16 protein-coding genes are annotated in these 17,232 nt (G+C 58.5%); 10 read left to right on the top strand and 6 right to left on the bottom strand.

The genetic code is table 11. The features are described 5' to 3' along the window. Positions 1–54: 54 nt before the first annotated feature. The gene (gene ettA, locus ACI3KQ_RS05305) at positions 55–1,740 is read left to right on the top strand and encodes an energy-dependent translational throttle protein EttA (protein ID WP_404955512.1); all 1,686 of its coding nucleotides are present in this window, start codon (positions 55–57) and stop codon (positions 1,738–1,740) included. Positions 1,741–1,935: 195 nt separating this feature from the next. On the opposite strand, the gene ACI3KQ_RS05300 is transcribed toward ettA, so the two are convergent. The 3 genes from ACI3KQ_RS05300 to ACI3KQ_RS05290 are packed head-to-tail and all read right to left on the bottom strand — an operon-like array spanning position 1,936 to position 3,628. After that, positions 1,936–2,217, bottom strand: a complete 282-nt coding sequence (locus ACI3KQ_RS05300; protein WP_404955510.1) for an acylphosphatase — start codon at positions 2,215–2,217, stop codon at positions 1,936–1,938. Next, positions 2,217–2,975: an NYN domain-containing protein gene (locus tag ACI3KQ_RS05295; protein WP_404955508.1), complete on the bottom strand. Its 759-nt coding sequence runs from the start codon at positions 2,973–2,975 to the stop codon at positions 2,217–2,219. The genes ACI3KQ_RS05300 and ACI3KQ_RS05295 overlap by 1 nt, the downstream gene beginning before the upstream one ends. Further along, the gene (locus ACI3KQ_RS05290; protein WP_404955506.1) at positions 2,975–3,628 is read right to left on the bottom strand and encodes a carbonic anhydrase; all 654 of its coding nucleotides are present in this window, start codon (positions 3,626–3,628) and stop codon (positions 2,975–2,977) included. Before ACI3KQ_RS05290 ends, ACI3KQ_RS05295 begins: the two co-directional genes overlap by 1 nt. A 65-nt stretch (positions 3,629–3,693) precedes the next feature. Between ACI3KQ_RS05290 and lipA the strand changes: the two genes are divergently transcribed. Both lipA and ACI3KQ_RS05280 read left to right on the top strand, forming a co-directional pair. Continuing rightward, complete coding sequence (gene lipA / locus ACI3KQ_RS05285) at positions 3,694–4,644, top strand: lipoyl synthase (protein WP_404955838.1); 951 nt, start codon at positions 3,694–3,696, stop codon at positions 4,642–4,644. Between the two features lie 5 nt (positions 4,645–4,649). Further along, positions 4,650–5,120, top strand: coding sequence for a type II toxin-antitoxin system RatA family toxin (locus ACI3KQ_RS05280; RefSeq protein WP_404955504.1), 471 nt, complete (start codon positions 4,650–4,652; stop codon positions 5,118–5,120). On the opposite strand, the gene ACI3KQ_RS05275 is transcribed toward ACI3KQ_RS05280, so the two are convergent. Both ACI3KQ_RS05275 and ACI3KQ_RS05270 read right to left on the bottom strand, forming a co-directional pair. Then, positions 5,072–5,584 carry a CinA family protein gene (locus tag ACI3KQ_RS05275; RefSeq protein WP_404955503.1) on the bottom strand — a complete coding sequence of 171 codons (513 nt, stop codon included), beginning with the start codon at positions 5,582–5,584 and terminating at the stop codon, positions 5,072–5,074. The two genes, ACI3KQ_RS05280 and ACI3KQ_RS05275, sit on opposite strands and share 49 nt — an antisense overlap. A gap of 6 nt (positions 5,585–5,590) precedes the next feature. Then, complete coding sequence (locus ACI3KQ_RS05270; protein WP_404955501.1) at positions 5,591–6,766, bottom strand: bifunctional 2-C-methyl-D-erythritol 4-phosphate cytidylyltransferase/2-C-methyl-D-erythritol 2,4-cyclodiphosphate synthase; 1,176 nt, start codon at positions 6,764–6,766, stop codon at positions 5,591–5,593. Between the two features lie 105 nt (positions 6,767–6,871). On the opposite strand from ACI3KQ_RS05270, the gene dusB reads away from it, so the two are divergent. The 7 genes from dusB (at position 6,872) to hflX (ending at position 16,195) form a co-directional block, all read left to right on the top strand. Further along, the gene (dusB, locus tag ACI3KQ_RS05265; RefSeq protein ID WP_404955499.1) at positions 6,872–7,891 is read left to right on the top strand and encodes a tRNA dihydrouridine synthase DusB; all 1,020 of its coding nucleotides are present in this window, start codon (positions 6,872–6,874) and stop codon (positions 7,889–7,891) included. After that, on the top strand, positions 7,888–9,000 hold the full coding sequence (locus ACI3KQ_RS05260; protein WP_404955497.1) for a nitrogen regulation protein NR(II): 1,113 nt from the start codon (positions 7,888–7,890) through the stop codon (positions 8,998–9,000). Before dusB ends, ACI3KQ_RS05260 begins: the two co-directional genes overlap by 4 nt. After that, positions 8,997–10,442 carry a nitrogen regulation protein NR(I) gene (ntrC, locus tag ACI3KQ_RS05255; RefSeq protein ID WP_404955495.1) on the top strand — a complete coding sequence of 482 codons (1,446 nt, stop codon included), beginning with the start codon at positions 8,997–8,999 and terminating at the stop codon, positions 10,440–10,442. Before ACI3KQ_RS05260 ends, ntrC begins: the two co-directional genes overlap by 4 nt. A 97-nt stretch (positions 10,443–10,539) precedes the next feature. Beyond that, entirely contained in the window at positions 10,540–12,792 is a 2,253-nt protein-coding gene (locus tag ACI3KQ_RS05250; protein WP_404955493.1) for an ATP-binding protein, read from the top strand. Further along, positions 12,782–14,155, top strand: a complete 1,374-nt coding sequence (locus tag ACI3KQ_RS05245) for a sigma-54-dependent transcriptional regulator (RefSeq protein WP_404955491.1) — start codon at positions 12,782–12,784, stop codon at positions 14,153–14,155. Before ACI3KQ_RS05250 ends, ACI3KQ_RS05245 begins: the two co-directional genes overlap by 11 nt. 154 nt (positions 14,156–14,309) lie before the next feature. Continuing rightward, positions 14,310–14,792, top strand: coding sequence for an RNA chaperone Hfq (gene hfq / locus ACI3KQ_RS05240; protein ID WP_167303191.1), 483 nt, complete (start codon positions 14,310–14,312; stop codon positions 14,790–14,792). 68 nt (positions 14,793–14,860) lie between these two features. After that, positions 14,861–16,195, top strand: coding sequence for a GTPase HflX (gene hflX, locus ACI3KQ_RS05235; RefSeq protein ID WP_404955489.1), 1,335 nt, complete (start codon positions 14,861–14,863; stop codon positions 16,193–16,195). A 69-nt stretch (positions 16,196–16,264) separates the two neighbouring features. Here hflX and mazG read toward each other — a convergent pair whose 3' ends face one another. Beyond that, the gene (gene mazG, locus ACI3KQ_RS05230) at positions 16,265–17,053 is read right to left on the bottom strand and encodes a nucleoside triphosphate pyrophosphohydrolase (RefSeq protein ID WP_404955487.1); all 789 of its coding nucleotides are present in this window, start codon (positions 17,051–17,053) and stop codon (positions 16,265–16,267) included. Between the last annotated feature and the right edge of the window lie 179 nt (positions 17,054–17,232).

Raw genomic sequence — 17,232 nt, 5'->3', positions numbered from 1 at the left:
CTTCGCTAACTCCGGCCCGAATTCCCTGTCTTATCCTTCGGAGCTGCTTCAGCCATGTCCGCCTCGTCTCAATACGCTTTCGTCATGAAGAACATGACCAAGAGCTTTCCCGGCGCTCAAAAGCCGGTGCTCAGTGGCATCAACCTGCAATTTTATCGCGGGGCCAAGATCGGCATCGTCGGTCCCAACGGCGCGGGTAAATCCACGCTGATCAAGATCATGGCCGGGATCGACAAGGATTTTACCGGCGAAGCATGGCCGGGCGAAAATGTCAGCGTCGGCTATCTGGCGCAGGAACCGCAGCTTGATCCGACCAAGACCGTTCTTGAAAACGTAAAGGACGGCGCGCGGGAAACCGCGGACAAGCTGGATCGCTTTAACGAGATCAGCATGATCATGGCCGATCCGCCGGAAGACGTCGATTTTGACGCGCTGATGGAGGAAATGGGCACGCTGCAGGAACAGATCGACGCCGTCGATGGCTGGACGCTCGACAACCAGCTTGAAATCGCGATGGAAGCACTGCGCTGCCCGCCTTCGGACTGGCCGGTGGACAGCCTGTCCGGCGGTGAAAAGCGCCGCATCGCGCTTACCCGGCTGCTGATCCAGAAACCGGACATCCTGCTGCTCGACGAACCGACCAACCATCTGGATGCCGAAAGCGTCGAATGGCTGGAAAACCATCTTAAGGAATATGCGGGCGCGGTGCTGATGATCACCCATGACCGCTATTTCCTCGACAATGTGGTCGGCTGGATCCTCGAACTCGATCGCGGAAAATATTTCCCCTACGAAGGCAACTACTCCACCTATCTGGAAAAGAAATCCAAGCGGATGGAGCAGGAAGACCGGGAAGCCACTGGCCGTCAAAAGGCGATCAACGACGAACTGGAATGGATTCGTGCCGGCGTCAAAGGCCGCCAGACCAAGTCCAAGGCGCGTATCAAGAAGTTTGAGGAACTGGTGTCCGGTCAGGAAACCCGTTCCCCCGGCAAGGCGCAGATCGTCATTCAGGTGCCGGAACGTCTGGGCGGCAAGGTAATCGAATTCAAGAACATCTCCAAAGCCTATGGCGACAAGCTGCTGTTTGAGGACCTGTCCTTCCTGTTGCCGCCGGGCGGCATCGTCGGCGTCATCGGGCCGAACGGCGCGGGTAAATCGACCCTGTTCAAGATCATCACCGGTCAGGAACAGCCCGATTCGGGTGAAGTCGACATCGGTTCGACCGTGCGCCTGGGCTATGTCGACCAAAGCCGCGATCATCTGGACCCGTCCAAGAATGTCTGGGAAGAAGTCTCCGACGGCCTCGATTATGTGAAGGTCAACGGCCACGACATGTCGACCCGTGCCTATGTCGGCGCCTTCAATTTCAAGGGGCAGGACCAGCAAAAGAATGTCGGCAAGCTGTCAGGCGGTGAACGCAATCGCGTCCACATCGCCAAGATGCTGAAAAAGGGCGGCAACGTTCTCCTGCTCGACGAACCGACCAATGACCTTGACGTGGAAACGCTGGCGGCGCTGGAAGAAGCGATTGAAAATTTCGCGGGCTGCGCCGTGGTCATCAGCCATGACCGTTTCTTCCTCGATCGCCTGGCGACCCACATTCTGGCGTTCGAAGGCGACAGCCATGTCGAATGGTTCGAAGGCAATTTCGGCATGTATGAAGAAGACAAGCGCCGCCGCCTGGGCGACGCCGCCGACCGCCCGACGCGGCTTGCCTATAAAAAGCTGACCCGCTGATCGGGGGCGGGCAGCCAGCGATTGCATATCTTGCAAGAGCGGCCTCTTCGTTCGCACTTGCGAAATGCCATGCTGCACTGCACATGGGGGGTGCCTTTCAGGCATCCTCTCCTAAAACTTTCCGGCCGGTCCTTCGGGATCGGCCTTTTTTTGTGCCGCTTCGGATAGCTACTGCCTCGCAATAGCAACCAAATCTCACTTCGTAGAAACCCTCACAAATTCGCTCATTCCTTCAGGGTTTCCCTCCCCAACCTCAACCCGCAGTACCTCCGCACCACCCGGCCCATCATGCGCCAACCGAACAAATTCACCCACAGCAACCATCGATCCCTCGGCCCAAACCTCAACGCTACCATCAATTCGATTACGAACCCATCCAGCAACACCCAACCCGCGCGCTGTCTGCACAGCCCAGTTACGGTAAAACACCCCCTGCACCCGCCCCATGATCACAAGATGCCGGGCGATCAGCGTCATCAGTGCACCCGCTTGATCCAGGCCTGCCCATTCTCACGAGTCTCCACGATAAAATTGGGAATCGCCTGAACCAACTCGGAAAGTCGCTTGAATCCATAGTTACGGACGTCAAAGCTGGACCGGTTGCCCACGCGCTGGCCCACTGGACCCAGGGCCGCAAAGCCATTCTCGTCACGCTTGGCAGTATCATAGGCTTCGATGAGAAGCCTCACTACCTCCTCATCTACCTTCTTGACGCCCGACTTGCTCTGATCGACCGCCGCCAATGTTTCTGCAGCGCCGGGAAGAATGTCCACGGCAGGGATGGATAAGGAACGTGCCAGCGCGGCAACGTCGATGAATCGGGTACATGCTCGCCGAAATCCTTCAGGCGTCTTGTCCGACCCAAAACCATAGACAGCGATCCCCTGCTGCCGAATGCGGGTGACGAGCGGCGTAAAATCACTGTCGCTGGACATAAGGCCAAAGCCCGTGACGCGTCCGCCCGCCATCAGGTCCATGGCGTCGATCGTCATCTTCATGTCAGTTGCGTTCTTGCCTTTGGTCAGGTCGAACTGCTGCTGCGTTTCGATTGCCTGGGTTATAGCCTGACGCGCCCATCCTTTAAGGGAGGGCTTGCTCCAGTTACCATAGGCGCGACGGATGTTGACCGTGCCCAACTCGGCCAGAACTGTCAGGACGGGATCAAAATGGTCGGCGGAAGCATTGTCGGCGTCGATCAGCAAGGCAACATTACCGCTGGGGATCGCCGACGACATCAGGCTGATTCCAGCGTCGCCGGGTGGAATTCGCCGCTTTGTTGATCCAGCAGATGCAACTGACCGTCGGAAATGGCGAAGAAAGCGCCGACCAACTTCAACGCACCGTTACGTTCCTTCGACCGCACGCAGGGGAAGGTCCGTAAATTGGCCAGGCTGACCTTCACGCCTTCCTGCTCCATAGCCCGATGGGCATCCCGCCCAAGATCATCGCCAAAGCGGCTGATGACATTTTCACGGGCTTCGTCCAGCATGTCGATCCAATTATGGATGAATCCGCCTTCACCCGGAGGCGCGTCCCTCAACTCCTGGCTCAGCGCGGCTTTGCAGCCGCCGCACTTGCCGTGGCCCATGACCACGATTTCGCCGACATTGAGCACTTGAACGGCAAATTCGAGCGCCGCCGACACACCGTGATGACCCGGATTGGTTTCAAACGGAGGAACCAACGCGGCCACGTTGCGGACCACAAATATCTCACCGGGCGAGGTATCGAAAATCTGGGCGGGATCGACGCGGCTATCGGAACAGGCAATCACCATGACGCGCGGGCTCTGCCCCTCGCTTAGCTCATCCCATCGTCCACGCTGCTGCGTCCATCCCGTATTGCGAAAACGGCGATAGCCCTGAAGCATGTCTGCAAAATCGGTCATGGCTAAGTCTCTGCCGGACAAAGTGGGGGCTGGCAAGAGCGTGCTTGCAGCGCTATCTGGGGCGCATGAACGATGTCGCCCCGATCGCCGCCGGACCCGCTCAAGCCGGGCTGAAGCCCGAGCGAGTCCGCAAACCGGACTGGATCCGCGTCAAGGCTCCGACCAGCCCTGGCTATCATGAAACGCGCAAGTTGATGCGTGAAAAGGGGCTTGCCACGGTATGCGAAGAAGCGGCCTGCCCCAACATTGGGGAGTGCTGGACCAAGAAGCATGCCACCGTCATGATCTTGGGCGACGTTTGCACAAGGGCCTGTGCATTCTGTAACGTTAAGACCGGGATGCCGCGCAAGGTCGATCCCAGCGAGCCTCAGAATCTGGCGGATGCCTGCGCGGAAATGGGACTGGAACATATCGTCATCACATCGGTCGACCGAGATGACCTACCCGACGGTGGTGCGTCGCAGTTTGTGAAGGTGATCGAGGCGCTGCGTCGGACGACGCCTGGCACGACGATTGAAATTCTGACGCCGGATTTCCGCAACAAGCATGAGCGCGCGATAGAAATGATCGTTGCGGCTCGGCCGGATGTTTATAATCATAATCTGGAGACGGTCCCCCGGCTCTATCCAACGATCCGCCCTGGGGCGCGATATTACGCCTCGCTGCGGCTACTGGAGTCAGTGAAAAAACTGGATCCGTCAATTTTTACTAAGTCCGGTGTCATGCTGGGCTTGGGGGAAGAGCGGTTGGAAGTGCATCAGGTTATGGACGATATGCGATCCGCGGACATCGATTTTCTGACCATGGGGCAATATCTTCAGCCCACGCCCAAACATGCCGAGGTGATGGAATTTGTCACTCCGGCGGCATTCAACGCCTATGCTGCGATCGCACGGGCCAAGGGGTTTCTGCAGGTGGCGTCGAGTCCGCTGACGCGGTCCAGCTATCATGCTGACAAGGATTTCGCTGAAATGCGGGCATCGCGTGCCGCGCAGTTGGCAAAAGTGGCCCCCTGATCTTCATGCCGAAGCATCACGAAACGCGGCCACTGCCCTACACGCCTGACCAGATGTTCAATTTGGTTTCCGACGTCGCCGCCTACCCCGAATTTCTGCCATGGATCAGCGCGATTCGGGTCCGGTCCGACAATGATTCCGAAATGATTGCGGACATGATCGTAGGGTTCAAGGGCATCAAGGAAAGCTTTTCATCCCGCGTCCACAAACACCGCCCCGATTTCGTCCGTGTAGATTATCTGGACGGACCGTTAAAGCACCTGCACAATGAGTGGCGATTTCGCGATGACGGAAACGGCGGAGCGCTCGTAGATTTTGAGGTAGAGTTCGAATTCAAGAACCGCCTGTTCGAAATGCTGGCAGGCCAGATGTTCGACAAGGCCTTGCGTAAGATGATCGGCGCGTTCGAGCTTCGCGCGGCGGAGCTTTACACCGAATCGGGCAGCAGAAGTTCAAGCGCGCAAAGCGCAGCCTGAAGCCGTACGCCGCCGCGACCGCTATCTTCAAAGTGACGCATGTCCGCGACAACGGTGTCGGGGCTAGCACCCCTTTCTGCGCGAGCGAATACCACGGTTCCAACGGGCTTCTGTTCCGAACCGCCACCTGGCCCCGCGATTCCGGTGATGGCGACCGCTACGCTGGCATGGCTTTTGATCAGTGCACCTTGGGCCATCGCCCACGCGGTTGCGATGGAAACCGCTCCGAACGTTTCAAGCACATCATGCGAAACCTTTAAAAGCTCGTTCTTCATCTCATTGGAATAGGTGACGAAGCCGGCCTCAAATACTTCGGACGAACCAACAATTTCTGTCAGTGCTGCCGATACCAGGCCGCCAGTACAGCTTTCCGCGACAGCAACGGTGCGGCCCGCACGACGGTTGGCAATGATGACGCGCTCGGCCAGTTCGACCAGCGGCGAAGGAAGGATGCTATCAGGCATGATGGGTCAGGATAGCGCGGGTAGGGCCAAGGTGGCAACCGCCTGTGCCGCTATGCCTTCCCGACGTCCGGCAAAGCCCAAGCGCTCTGTGGTGGTGGCTTTGACGCTGACCCGGTCCAAGGACACTTGCAGTATCTCAGCGAGGCGCGCGCGGATATTATCTCTATGCGGTCCGATCTTGGGTGCCTCGCATATGATGGTCAGGTCGACATGTTCTATTCGCCCCCCCCGATCCGCGACCCGTTCGGCGGAATATTTCAAAAATCGGGAAGACGCCGCACCCCGCCACTGCGGGTCAGAAGGCGGAAAATGGCTGCCGATGTCCCCTTCGGCCAACGCGCCCAGCAGCGCATCGACTATTGCATGGATGGCGACGTCCGCGTCGCTGTGCCCGGCGAGGCCGTGGTCATGTTCAATGCGCACTCCGCCCAGCCATAGCTCTTCCCCGGCGGCGAGGCGGTGCACGTCATAGCCCATTCCGACGCGCACCGTGCGCTGGGCGGAAAGCCGTGCCTCTGCCCGGACGAAATCCTGCGGATATGTCAATTTCTCCAGCCTTTCATCGCCGTCGACAAGGATGACGTCATGGCCCATTTCTCGCAACATCTGGGCGTCGTCGGTCGCCTCCCGACCGGCATCCCAAGCCCGGTGAGCGGCAAGAATGGAATCGAAGTGGAAGGCTTGCGGCGTCTGCACACGGAACAGGGCGGACCTATCGATGACCGCGCCGACATGGCAGCCGAGGCCTCTGACCAGAGTATCGGCAACGGGTATGGTGGGGATTGCTCCTTCACCTTCATGGAGTGCAGATAAGAGGCGATCGACAACTTCGACCGGCAGGAAGGGGCGGGCCGCGTCATGGATGAGAACGCGATTGGCTCCTCCCATCGCCGCGATGGCTTCGAGTCCCGCACGAACCGACTCTCTGCGAGTGTCGGCGCCCTCGACAAAGGCCGCGACCGCGCGGTTGGGCAACAGGCCCCCAGCGACAGATTCTTGCCCCCCCATGACCACCAACACAATCGCTTCAATTGCGTCATGTGCCGCCAGCGCATCGAAGGCGTGAGCCAGCACCGGCTTGCCCGCGACTTCGCGAAACTGCTTAGGCAGATTACCACCGGCGCGACTTCCCTGACCCGCCGCCACCAGCAACGCCACGACGCCATACTTGCTCTTAATCATGACGGGGCATTTAGCGGAGGGGCTGGCGGATCGCCAGAGCTCGCTTTGCTTGCCGCGGACATGCATTTCGGTTAAGGCCTGCCTGTTTTTTAGGCAGGCACGGTGATGCGCAGACTTTCTCCTATTTCGGTCGGCCCGTCGACTATCGACATGCCGGTGATCCTGGCCCCTATGACGGGGGTCACCGACATGCCGTTTCGCACTTTGGTGCGCCGTTACGGTTCCGGGCTCAACGTGACGGAGATGATTGCGACCGCTGCCATGATCCGCGAGACCCGGCAGTCGCTGCAGAAGGCGGCATGGCATCCGGTGGAAGAGCCGGTTTCGATGCAGCTTGCCGGATGTTCTCCCACTGAAATGGCCGAGGCCGCAAAGCTGAATGCTGACAGGGGCGCGGCAATTATCGACATCAACATGGGCTGCCCCGTGAAAAAGGTCGTGAATGGCGACGCGGGCAGCGCATTGATGCGCGACCTTCCTTTGGCCGCTGCGCTGATTGAAGCGACCGTAAAAGCGGTGGACGTTCCTGTCACCGTCAAAATGCGAATGGGTTGGGATCATGCCAGTCTTAATGCGCCCGAACTTGCGCGAATCGCTGAAGATCTAGGCGCGAAGATGATCACCGTGCACGGTCGAACCCGCTGCCAGATGTACAAGGGTAGCGCTGACTGGGCGTTTGTTCGCTACGTCAAGCAAGCGGTCAAGCTGCCCGTCATCGTCAATGGCGACATCTGCTCCATTGAAGATGCTGACGCGGCGCTGAACCAAAGCGGAGCCGATGGCGTCATGATCGGTCGCGGCGCTTATGGACGGCCATGGCTAATCGGGCAGGTGATGCACTGGCTCCGCACGGGCCAAAGGCGTGCCGATCCTTCTATCGCCGAACAATATTCAGTTATTACAGAACATTATCGCGCAATGCTGGATCATTACGACAGGCTGACTGGGGTCAATATGGCTCGCAAGCATATCGGCTGGTATACCAAGGGACTTGCCGGATCAGCCGAGTTTCGCAACGCCGTCAATCAGGAGCCGGACGGCGATGTCGTTCTGGAAATGCTGGCCCGGTTCTACGAGCCGTTTATTGCGCAAGAAGGAACGGCCGACACACGCGAGGCAGCATGACGGCGGCGGCGCCCACGATCCCGCCGCTTCATGCGCAGCCGGAGGGGCCATCCCTGGCGGATCTGATGACTGCCCTCCCAGTGGCGACGCTGGTTATCGCACCGGACAACATCATCTCCGATGCTAATGTCTGGTCCGAAACGCTGCTGAACATGGCCAGGTCGGCCATAGTTGGAAGTGACATCACTCGCACGATCAGGATGGCGGAAGCGGGGGCGCGCTTTGATATCTGGCATAGCAACAAGCCCATCGCGGCTTACGATATCAAGGTTCATGCAGGGCGCACCGCCGAGATGGAAGTGGATCTCATGATCGCGCCGATCATCGACCATGACGGATGGCGCATCGTTTCCATCCATGCACAGAGCCATGCTCGCAAAATCGGCCATAGGAGCACAACCGGCGGTGCTCGTTCGGCCATAGGAGCTGCGGCTATCCTGGCGCATGAGATCAAAAATCCACTGTCGGGTATCCGCGGGGCGGCGCAATTGTTGGAGTCGGGGAATGAAGGCTATGATACGACGCTGACTCAGTTAATCTGTAACGAGGTTGACCGCATCGCTGCGCTGATCGACCGGATGCAGGATTTTACCACTGACCGGACACTGGAGTGTCGATCGGGGAATATCTATCCATTGATTGATCGCGCGGCCAACATCGCGGCGGCTGGATTTGCAAAAGATGTACGTATAATAAGGCGTTATGATCCTTCTCTACCGTTTGCGGTGATCAATGACGATGCGTTGGTGCAAGTCATGATCAACCTGATCAAGAATGCAACCGAAGCGTTGGAGGATGTCGATGGCGGATGGATCCGGGTAGAAACAGCCTTCCGTCACGGCGTGTCGGTTGTGTTGGAGGAAGGGAAGGGCAGTGCTGTCCTGCCAATTGAAATACTGATCGTGGATAATGGCCCAGGCGTGCCGGACCATATCCTCGATCACCTGTTCAATCCGTTCATCACTGGCAAGCGAGATGGCCAGGGGCTAGGGCTGGCGCTGGTCGACAAGCTGGTGCGCGATATGAACGGTTTTGTTCAATATTCGCGCGATCGGGCTGCGGGGGAATCGACCTTCCGCATCCTGCTGCCAATGGGGATGGGATTATGAGCGCGACGGGCGCGGTTTTGGTGGTGGACGATGATCCAGCCATTTGCGTTGTAGTCGGAGAGGCGCTTCGGCGGCAGGGGCACGAGGTCAAGACCGCCTCTTCGATCAAGGAAAGGGGGGCGCTGCTGGAAAGCTTCACTCCTGACGTGCTGATTACTGACGTAATGTTGCCCGATGGTGACGGGCTTGATGGGGTCGCCGAGATATTGGAACGAAGGCCTGATCTCAGCGTGATCGTGCTGTCGGCGCAAAACACATTGAATACCGCGATCCGGGCGACGGAGAAGGGAGCATTTGAGTATCTGCCAAAGCCGTTCGACCTCAACGAACTGGCTCGGGCGGTCGGAGATGCGCTGGGCACGGGGAATGCGCAGGACAGTGGCGAAACGGACATGGGATTGCCCCACGACGGGCTGCCGCTGGTGGGGCGATCGCCCGCGATGCAAGAGGTCTATCGCACTATCGCGCGGGTCCTGTCGAACGACTTGAGCATATTGGTGCTGGGAGAGTCCGGTACGGGCAAGGAACTGGTTGCCGAAGCCATTCATAGTTTGGGCCAGCGCAGGACCAAGCCTTTCATCGCGATCAATATGGCAGCCATCCCGCGCGAGTTGATTGAAGCTGAACTGTTCGGTTATGAAAAAGGTGCATTCACAGGAGCGCAGGCGCGCGCGGCCGGGAAATTCGAGCAGGCGCAAGGTGGGACGCTATTTCTGGACGAAATAGGCGACATGCCGATGGAGGCGCAGACGCGGCTGCTGCGGGTGCTTCAATCGGGCGAAGTGACAACGGTGGGCGGATCAAAGCCGGTCCGTGTCAATGTCCGCATCATCGCTGCGACGAATAAGGATCTTCCCAAACTGATTGAGGAAGGCCGCTTTAGGCAGGACCTCTATTACCGACTGAATGTTGTGCCAATATCCCTTCCAGCGCTGCGGGAACGACGGGAAGATGTCGTCATGCTGGCGCGGCACTTCCTTGAACGCGCGGCGCTGGAAGGGTTGCCCCGCAAAGCACTGTCCGATGACGCCGCCCAGTTGCTCATGGCTTACCACTGGCCGGGCAACGTCCGTGAGTTGCAGAACATGATGCAGCGGTTGGCGGTGCTGAGCCGGGAAAACGTGATTGCTGCGGATGTGCTGCGTAATAGCTTGCCACTGGATATGGTGCCTGCGGATTATACCGCGCCGACCGACCAGTTGAGCCGTGCGGTGCGCGAATGGGCGAAGCGTCAATTGGGGATCGGTTTTGGCCAGCCTAATCGAGCGCTGCACGACGACCTGCTCGCCCTGATTGAACCGATCTTGTTGCAGGAAACGCTGGCAAGCGTCGACGGCAATCAGATTCGTGCCGCGGGCCTGCTGGGAATCAATCGCAACACGCTCCGCAAGAAGCTTACCGACTATGGTCTGGATCCGCTCCAGTTGCGCGTGGTGGATTGACGACCGTGGGACAAAGCGATCGGGCTGTCCGGCAAGAGGATATGTCGGGTCGATTACTGTGTTTGATCGAGCACGGCGTTGTTGTAACAATGCCACTATGGAAGGCGCAGTGACTCTCCCCAGACGGGGTCGGACGTGGAAGAAGCTTGTTCCACCATTCCTGCGCCGTCGATTGGCTCCTTTGGTCGAAACAGCAACGCTGCTGCTGTTCGTGGGAACCGCTGGACTCACCTATTTTCTGCTGTCCGGGCAGGGGCAGTCCTACACGCTGCTCACGCCGCCGATCGTGGCGCTACTGCTAGTCTGCAATCTGGTTCCTGCCATCGCTCTGTTGGTTCTGCTCGGGCGGCGCGTCGCCCGTCGGCGCGCGGCGCAGTCAGCGATTGGCAGCGATGGACAGTTGCATGTGCGGTTGGTGGCGATCTTTTCACTGGTTGCTAGCGTGCCGATGCTGCTGGTCGTGATCTTTGCTTCGCTGCTGTTCCAATATGGTGTGCAATTCTGGTTTTCTGACAGCGCGCGGGGCATGTTGCAGAATGCCAGCGACCTAGCGCGCGGCTATTATGAGCAGAATCTCCGCGAGGTGGGTGACGAAACCGTCACCATGGCGAGCGACCTGCGCGACTATTTGTCCCAATCGAAGGTTTCGAGTCCGCGTTTCGCGGAGGGGTTCATTTATCAGGTTGTGACCCGAAAGCTCAACCGGTCCGCCATCATCGAAGTTGGTGATGATGGCGTTGCACGCACGGCTGCTACGGTAGACCCAGAAAGTCGCCCCGCGTCCGAAATGCTGTCGGATGATGTCGTCCGGCGGCTGGCATTGGGAGAGAACGTCGTTGTCGCGACCAAGCCCACCCAGATTGAGGCGGTAACGCTGCTTTATCCAGGCGCGAAAATTTATCTGTATGCCACGCGGGATTCAGGGTCCACGGCGTTCAGTAACGTTGAGCGAGCCCAGAAAGTGTTGGCGGACTATGACATATTCGCTGCTCAATCCCGTGCATTGCAACTGCGATTCAACGTGGCGCTCTTTGTCGGGTCGTTGTTGCTCGTCGGCATAGCGGTCTATATCGCGCTGGCCGTTGCCGACTGGATGGTTCGGCCTGTCAACGAATTGGTGACAGCTGCACGACGGATCACGGCGGGCGACCTATCAGCGCGCGTTACCAGTCCGCAGTCGCGCGATGAGATTGGCACGCTGGCATCGGCCTTCAATCGGATGACGCAGCGGCTGGAGGCGCAGACGGGCGCTCTGGTGGCCGCAAACAGCCAATTGGACGAACGTCGGGCCTTTATCGAGGCGATCCTGTCTGGCGTATCGGCCGGTGTGTTGTCGGTCGATCATGACGGCGTCATCCTGCTACTCAACAGTTCGGCAGCCGCGATCCTGGTGCGGGAGGGGGATGATCCGGTGGGCCGTCCGCTGAGTGAAGTTTCGCCCGAATTGGGCGCGCTTACCACGTCGGGAGAAGATGCCGGCGTCGTTCAGACAAGGGTCTATGGCGAAACGCGGACCTTGGCCGTCAAAGTTTCTCAAGATGCGTCGCGGCACATCCTGACCTTCGACGACATCACGCAGCAGCTTTCGGATCAACGGCGTGCCGCATGGTCCGACGTTGCGCGCCGGATCGCGCATGAGATCAAGAACCCGCTGACGCCGATCCAACTCGCCGCCGAACGTCTCCAGCGCCGCTATGCTGACGAAGTGACCAGCGACAAGAGTACCTTCACCCGCCTGACCGGAACGATCGTGCGGCAGGTTGGCGACCTGCGGCGCATTGTGGACGAATTTTCTTCCTTTGCGCGTATGCCCAAGCCTGTTTTTCGGCGCGAGGCGGTGGGCGACATTGCGCGCCATGCACTTTTTCTGCATGAGGTGGCACATCCCAGCATCAATTTTGAATTCAGCACGGACATACCGGATGTCGAACTGGTGTGTGACCGGCGTCAAGTGGGGCAGGCGCTCACCAACATCGTCAAGAATGCGGTGGAAGCTATTGAACCCAAGCCCGATCCGGCGACGGGCGAACCGCGAGGGCATGTCAGCATGTGGATGAGCCGACAGGATGCCCATTTGCTGATTGAGGTACGCGACGACGGCATCGGACTGCCACCGGAACGCGAGAGGGTGCTGGAACCTTATATGACCACGCGCACAAAAGGTACGGGTCTAGGGCTGGCGATCGTCAAGAAGATCGTTGAGGAACATATGGGCGAGATCCGTCTGGATGATGCAAACGGCGGCGGAACCTTGGTCGCTCTTCGTTTCCCCATCGGGGCGCTTGAAAAATTGGAAGAAGGGCAGGCCTTGACCATGCCCAAAGGAAAAGTGACGGCCAATGGCGCTTGATATTCTGGTAGTCGATGACGAGGAAGACATTCGCGATCTGGTCGCGGGTGTTTTAGAGGATGAGGGTTTCACCACTCGCACTGCCGCAAACAGCGACAGTGCGATCGAGGCGCTGGACGCACGGCGTCCTTCTTTGGTGCTGCTGGATGTGTGGCTTCAGGGGTCGAAGCTAGACGGCTTGGAATTGCTGGAGGAAATTAAACGGCGCGATGCCACCATACCCATTCTGATGATCTCTGGGCATGGCAATATCGACACGGCCGTCGCGGCGATCCGAAAAGGGGCGGCTGATTTCATCGAAAAGCCGTTCGAGGCGGACCGCCTGCTTCATCTTGTGTCACGCGCGACGGAAACCGAGAGGCTACGACGCGAAAATCAGGTATTGCGCGCCCGATTTGGCCAGGACGACGAACTGACCGGCACTTCGGCCGCGATTAATGCCGTGCGCGCAACGATCAAGAAGGTTGCGGGCACCGGGAGCCGCGTGCTCATCTCAGGCTCTGCAGGTGTCGGAAAGGAAGTAGCAGCGCGCATGCTTCACAGTTGGAGTGGGCGGGCGGACGCTCCTTTCATCGTCGTAGCGGCAGCACGGATGGACCCTGACCGGGTTGAGGAGGAATTGTTCGGCGTCGAGGACCCCAGCGGGTTGGTACGGCCGGGCTATTTGGAACAGTCGCATGGCGGCACGCTCTATCTGGATGAAATAGCAGACATGCCGCTTACTACGCAGGGCAAGATTCTGCGCGTCCTGACGGATCAAAGCTTCACACGGGTCGGCGGGCAACGGCTGGTCAAGGTCGATGTCCGTGTCATTTCCTCCTCCGCCCGCGACCTGGCTATAGAGATAGAGGAACGGCGGTTCCGTGAGGATTTGTTCTATCGTCTCAATGTCGTGCCGCTTGTCATTCCGTCTCTGTCTGAACGAAGGGACGATATTCCACCGCTTGTTGAACATTATTTGGCCCGGTTTGCCGCTGATCGCCGCGTCCCCGCACCGGAAATCGCCAGCGACGCCATGGCCGCGCTTCAGGCGAATGAATGGCCCGGCAATGTCCGCCAGCTTCGCAACGTTATCGAACGCACAATGATCCTCGCACCTGGCGAACGAATTGGCCGGATCGAACTAGATATGCTGCCCAGTGAATTGACAAACAATGGCGGCGGGGAAGGGATGGGGCAGTCCGCCATCATGGGCGCCCCACTTCGCGAGGCGCGCGAGAGTTTTGAGCGAGAATATCTGCGCATCCAGATCAGGCGCTTTTCAGGAAACATCTCGCGCACGGCGACGTTCATCGGGATGGAGCGGTCCGCTCTGCATCGCAAGCTAAAGCTGTTGGGCATTACGGATGGCAAGGATAATTGACACTTTGGGATCAGGTATCGCACATCAGAGGCATGGACGCCCCTTCGCAATTGCGGTAGGTTCCGCAGGCTACCGACAGGCGGGAGCAGGCAAGACACCCTGCCCAGGGGTGCGAGAGCGGGTAACGTCCCGCCAATAAGGAATGGCAACCACCATGGCCGATAAGATGAACAATCTTCAGGATATTTTCCTGAACAACCTGCGCAAGACAAAGACTCCGGTCACCATGTTCCTGGTGAAGGGTGTGAAGCTGCAGGGCATTATCACTTGGTTTGACAATTTTTCTGTGCTGCTGCGCCGCGATGGTCAGTCGCAACTAGTCTACAAGCACGCGATCTCTACTGTCATGCCTGCACAGTCCATGGACCTGACGGACTTGCGAAAAATCGGCGACGGAAACGGCAAAGGCAAGTTGCTGCAAGAAATCTTCCTGAACGCGGTGCGCAAATCGGGCAGCCCTGTCACCATGTTCCTGGTGAACGGCGTGATGTTGCAGGGTGAGATTGCGGCCTTTGATCTCTTCTGCATGTTGTTGGAACGCGACGGTATGGTCCAACTGGTTTACAAGCACGCGATCTCCACGGTTCAGCCCTTGCAGGCGCTCGACCTGAGCGGCGAAGGCGAGGATGACGATTGAATGCTGTTGGCCACTTGGCATTTGTCCCTGCGGTCCAAGCGCGCAGCCGTTTGAGGCGCTAGGCGAACATGGCTGTCTTCAATCGCGACTCCGATGATGAAGTATCGCGCGGTGCGCGCGCAATCATTGTGCGCGCGGAAGTGCACGGTGCCGAAAGGCGTGACAGCGAAGCACGACTAGAGGAGGCGAAGGGCCTGGCTCTCGCCATTGGTATCGATGTGCGCGCGGCTCAGGCTTTCCGTGTACGAGATCGAAAACCTGCGACTCTGTTTGGCAGTGGGCAGGTCGACCAGATTGCGGCACTTGCCGAGGCTGAGGAAGCAGAGCTTGTCATCATCGACAATGCGCTCAGCCCGGTCCAGCAGAGCAATCTGGAAAAAGCCACATCCACAAAGGTAATCGACCGAACCGGTCTGATCCTGGAAATATTCGGTGAACGGGCAGCAACCAATGAGGGACGACTCCAGGTTGAGTTGGCTCACCTAGATTATCAGGCGGGTCGACTTGTCCGTAGCTGGACTCACCTGGAAAGGCAGCGGGGCGGCTTCGGCTTTCTAGGCGGCCCTGGTGAAACTCAGATTGAAGCTGACCGCCGGATGATCCGGGACCGAATGGCCAAGATTCGCCGCGAACTGGATCAGGTCACGCGTACCCGCAGTCTCCACCGGGCCCGGCGGCAGCGCGCGCCGTGGCCCGTGATCGCTCTGGTCGGCTATACCAATGCGGGTAAATCCACGCTGTTCAACCGGCTGACGGGCGCAGACGTCATGGCGGAAGACTTACTGTTCGCGACCTTGGACCCCACCATGAGGCAGATTGCGCTGCCGGGATTGGACAAAGCGATCCTGTCTGACACGGTTGGGTTCGTATCCGATCTCCCTACCCAGTTGATCGCAGCTTTCCGGGCCACTCTGGAAGAGGTTCTGTCGGCCGACCTCATCATCCACGTCCGTGACATCGCCCACCCCGATAGCGAAGCGCAGCGTGACGATGTCATGGATGTACTTAGTGAGCTGGGCGTCGCTGGCGAAGTCGCGCTGGAAGGCGACGGGGAAGATGCGCCGCCGATTATCGAAGCATGGAACAAGTTGGACCTGCTGGACGATGATGCTGCGGAGCGGGTGCGCGAACTAGCAGAGCGTCGGGGCGACGTGATGCTGCTGTCCGCAATAACCGGGCAGGGGGTCGATGGGCTGCAACGGGTGATTAGCGCCCAGTTGACCTCGGGCGCGCAAATCCATCAACTACGCTTGCCCCTTTCCGACGGCGCGGCGATAGCATGGCTGCACGAACATGGCGAGGTGATAGGCAGCACTGCGGAAGACGGGGAGATGCAGATTGATGTCCGCCTTTCTGATTCCGCTCTTACCCGGTTCATGAAGCGTGGTCGAACTGAAGTCTGATTGGCATTCGGCTTCGCTATCATGCGGATCATTGGTGCATGGGGATTGAAACAGTCGCGGACAGCCGAATTACAACCGATCATGCTGCCGCTTGGCTTGTTTCCACAAAGCTTCTTTCTCGCCCAAAGTAAGGTCGGGGAAATCGCCTCCAGCCATGGATTCCATTGCGCGGAACCGACCCTCGAACTTCGCCGTTGCCGCACGTAGGGCGAATTCGGCATCTACCTTCAGATGGCGCGCGAGGTTCACGACGGAAAAGAGAAGGTCCCCGATTTCGTCTTGATGCTCCTCTGGAGTTGTGGCGTCGCGGACTTCCTGCAACTCTTCCTCGATCTTGGCAATGACGCCATCCATGTCAGGCCAGTCGAAGCTGGTGCGTCCGGCGCGCTTTTGTATCTTTTCGGCGCGAAGTAATGCGGGCAGAGCTTTGGCCACACCGGCCAGAGCGCTGCTGTCATCATCTTTACCAGCGCGTTCGGCGGCTTTGATATCCTCCCAGCGGATACGGCCGTTCTCACGATCCGTACCGTTGCCAAATATGTGAGGGTGCCGTCGAACCATCTTTTCGACGATGCCGTCGATTACATCCTGGAGTATGAAATGTCCGGCCTGCTCGGCAATGTGGCTGTGAAACACGACCTGGAGCAGCAGATCGCCCAATTCGTCCCGGAGCGCCGCCATGTCATTACGCTCAATGGCGTCGGCGACTTCATAGGCTTCCTCGATCGTGTAAGGCGCGATGCTGGCGAAATCCTGTTTGATGTCCCAGGAGCAACCTGTTTCCGGATCCCGTAATCTGGCCATGACTTTGGCCAACGGCATGATGTCGGCGGGGGTTGGGTTGGTGTTGGAAACCATGAATGATCCTGAGAAATGAATGAGTTTGAACAGGGCGGGCTTCAGGGGCGCTAATGTTCGAGCTGATTAGAAAAGACACTATCTCCGCTAGATAGAAATGACACCATTTATAGCAGCAGGGGCTGCGTGGAGCCATCGATACAGCGCAGCGCAGACCCTGCTGATGGCGTAACAGTGGT

This window comes from Sphingobium sp. ZW T5_29, assembly GCF_044987515.1.
Taxonomy (GTDB): domain Bacteria; phylum Pseudomonadota; class Alphaproteobacteria; order Sphingomonadales; family Sphingomonadaceae; genus Sphingobium.
This window is presented reverse-complemented; position numbering and strand designations above follow the sequence as displayed.

Coding starts and splice junctions, on each gene's coding strand:
- ACI3KQ_RS05275 (WP_404955503.1), bottom strand. CDS start 5,584: ATGCCTGATAGCATCCTTCCTTCGCCGCTGGTCGAACTGGCCGAGCGC.
- ACI3KQ_RS05300 (WP_404955510.1), bottom strand. CDS start 2,217: ATGACGCTGATCGCCCGGCATCTTGTGATCATGGGGCGGGTGCAGGGG.
- ACI3KQ_RS05295 (WP_404955508.1), bottom strand. CDS start 2,975: ATGTCGTCGGCGATCCCCAGCGGTAATGTTGCCTTGCTGATCGACGCC.
- hflX (WP_404955489.1), top strand. CDS start 14,861: ATGGCTGTCTTCAATCGCGACTCCGATGATGAAGTATCGCGCGGTGCG.
- hfq (WP_167303191.1), top strand. CDS start 14,310: ATGGCCGATAAGATGAACAATCTTCAGGATATTTTCCTGAACAACCTG.
- ACI3KQ_RS05290 (WP_404955506.1), bottom strand. CDS start 3,628: ATGACCGATTTTGCAGACATGCTTCAGGGCTATCGCCGTTTTCGCAAT.
- dusB (WP_404955499.1), top strand. CDS start 6,872: ATGCGCAGACTTTCTCCTATTTCGGTCGGCCCGTCGACTATCGACATG.
- ACI3KQ_RS05270 (WP_404955501.1), bottom strand. CDS start 6,766: ATGATTAAGAGCAAGTATGGCGTCGTGGCGTTGCTGGTGGCGGCGGGT.
- ACI3KQ_RS05245 (WP_404955491.1), top strand. CDS start 12,782: ATGGCGCTTGATATTCTGGTAGTCGATGACGAGGAAGACATTCGCGAT.
- mazG (WP_404955487.1), bottom strand. CDS start 17,053: ATGGTTTCCAACACCAACCCAACCCCCGCCGACATCATGCCGTTGGCC.
- ettA (WP_404955512.1), top strand. CDS start 55: ATGTCCGCCTCGTCTCAATACGCTTTCGTCATGAAGAACATGACCAAG.
- ntrC (WP_404955495.1), top strand. CDS start 8,997: ATGAGCGCGACGGGCGCGGTTTTGGTGGTGGACGATGATCCAGCCATT.
- ACI3KQ_RS05280 (WP_404955504.1), top strand. CDS start 4,650: ATGCCGAAGCATCACGAAACGCGGCCACTGCCCTACACGCCTGACCAG.
- ACI3KQ_RS05260 (WP_404955497.1), top strand. CDS start 7,888: ATGACGGCGGCGGCGCCCACGATCCCGCCGCTTCATGCGCAGCCGGAG.
- ACI3KQ_RS05250 (WP_404955493.1), top strand. CDS start 10,540: ATGGAAGGCGCAGTGACTCTCCCCAGACGGGGTCGGACGTGGAAGAAG.
- lipA (WP_404955838.1), top strand. CDS start 3,694: ATGAACGATGTCGCCCCGATCGCCGCCGGACCCGCTCAAGCCGGGCTG.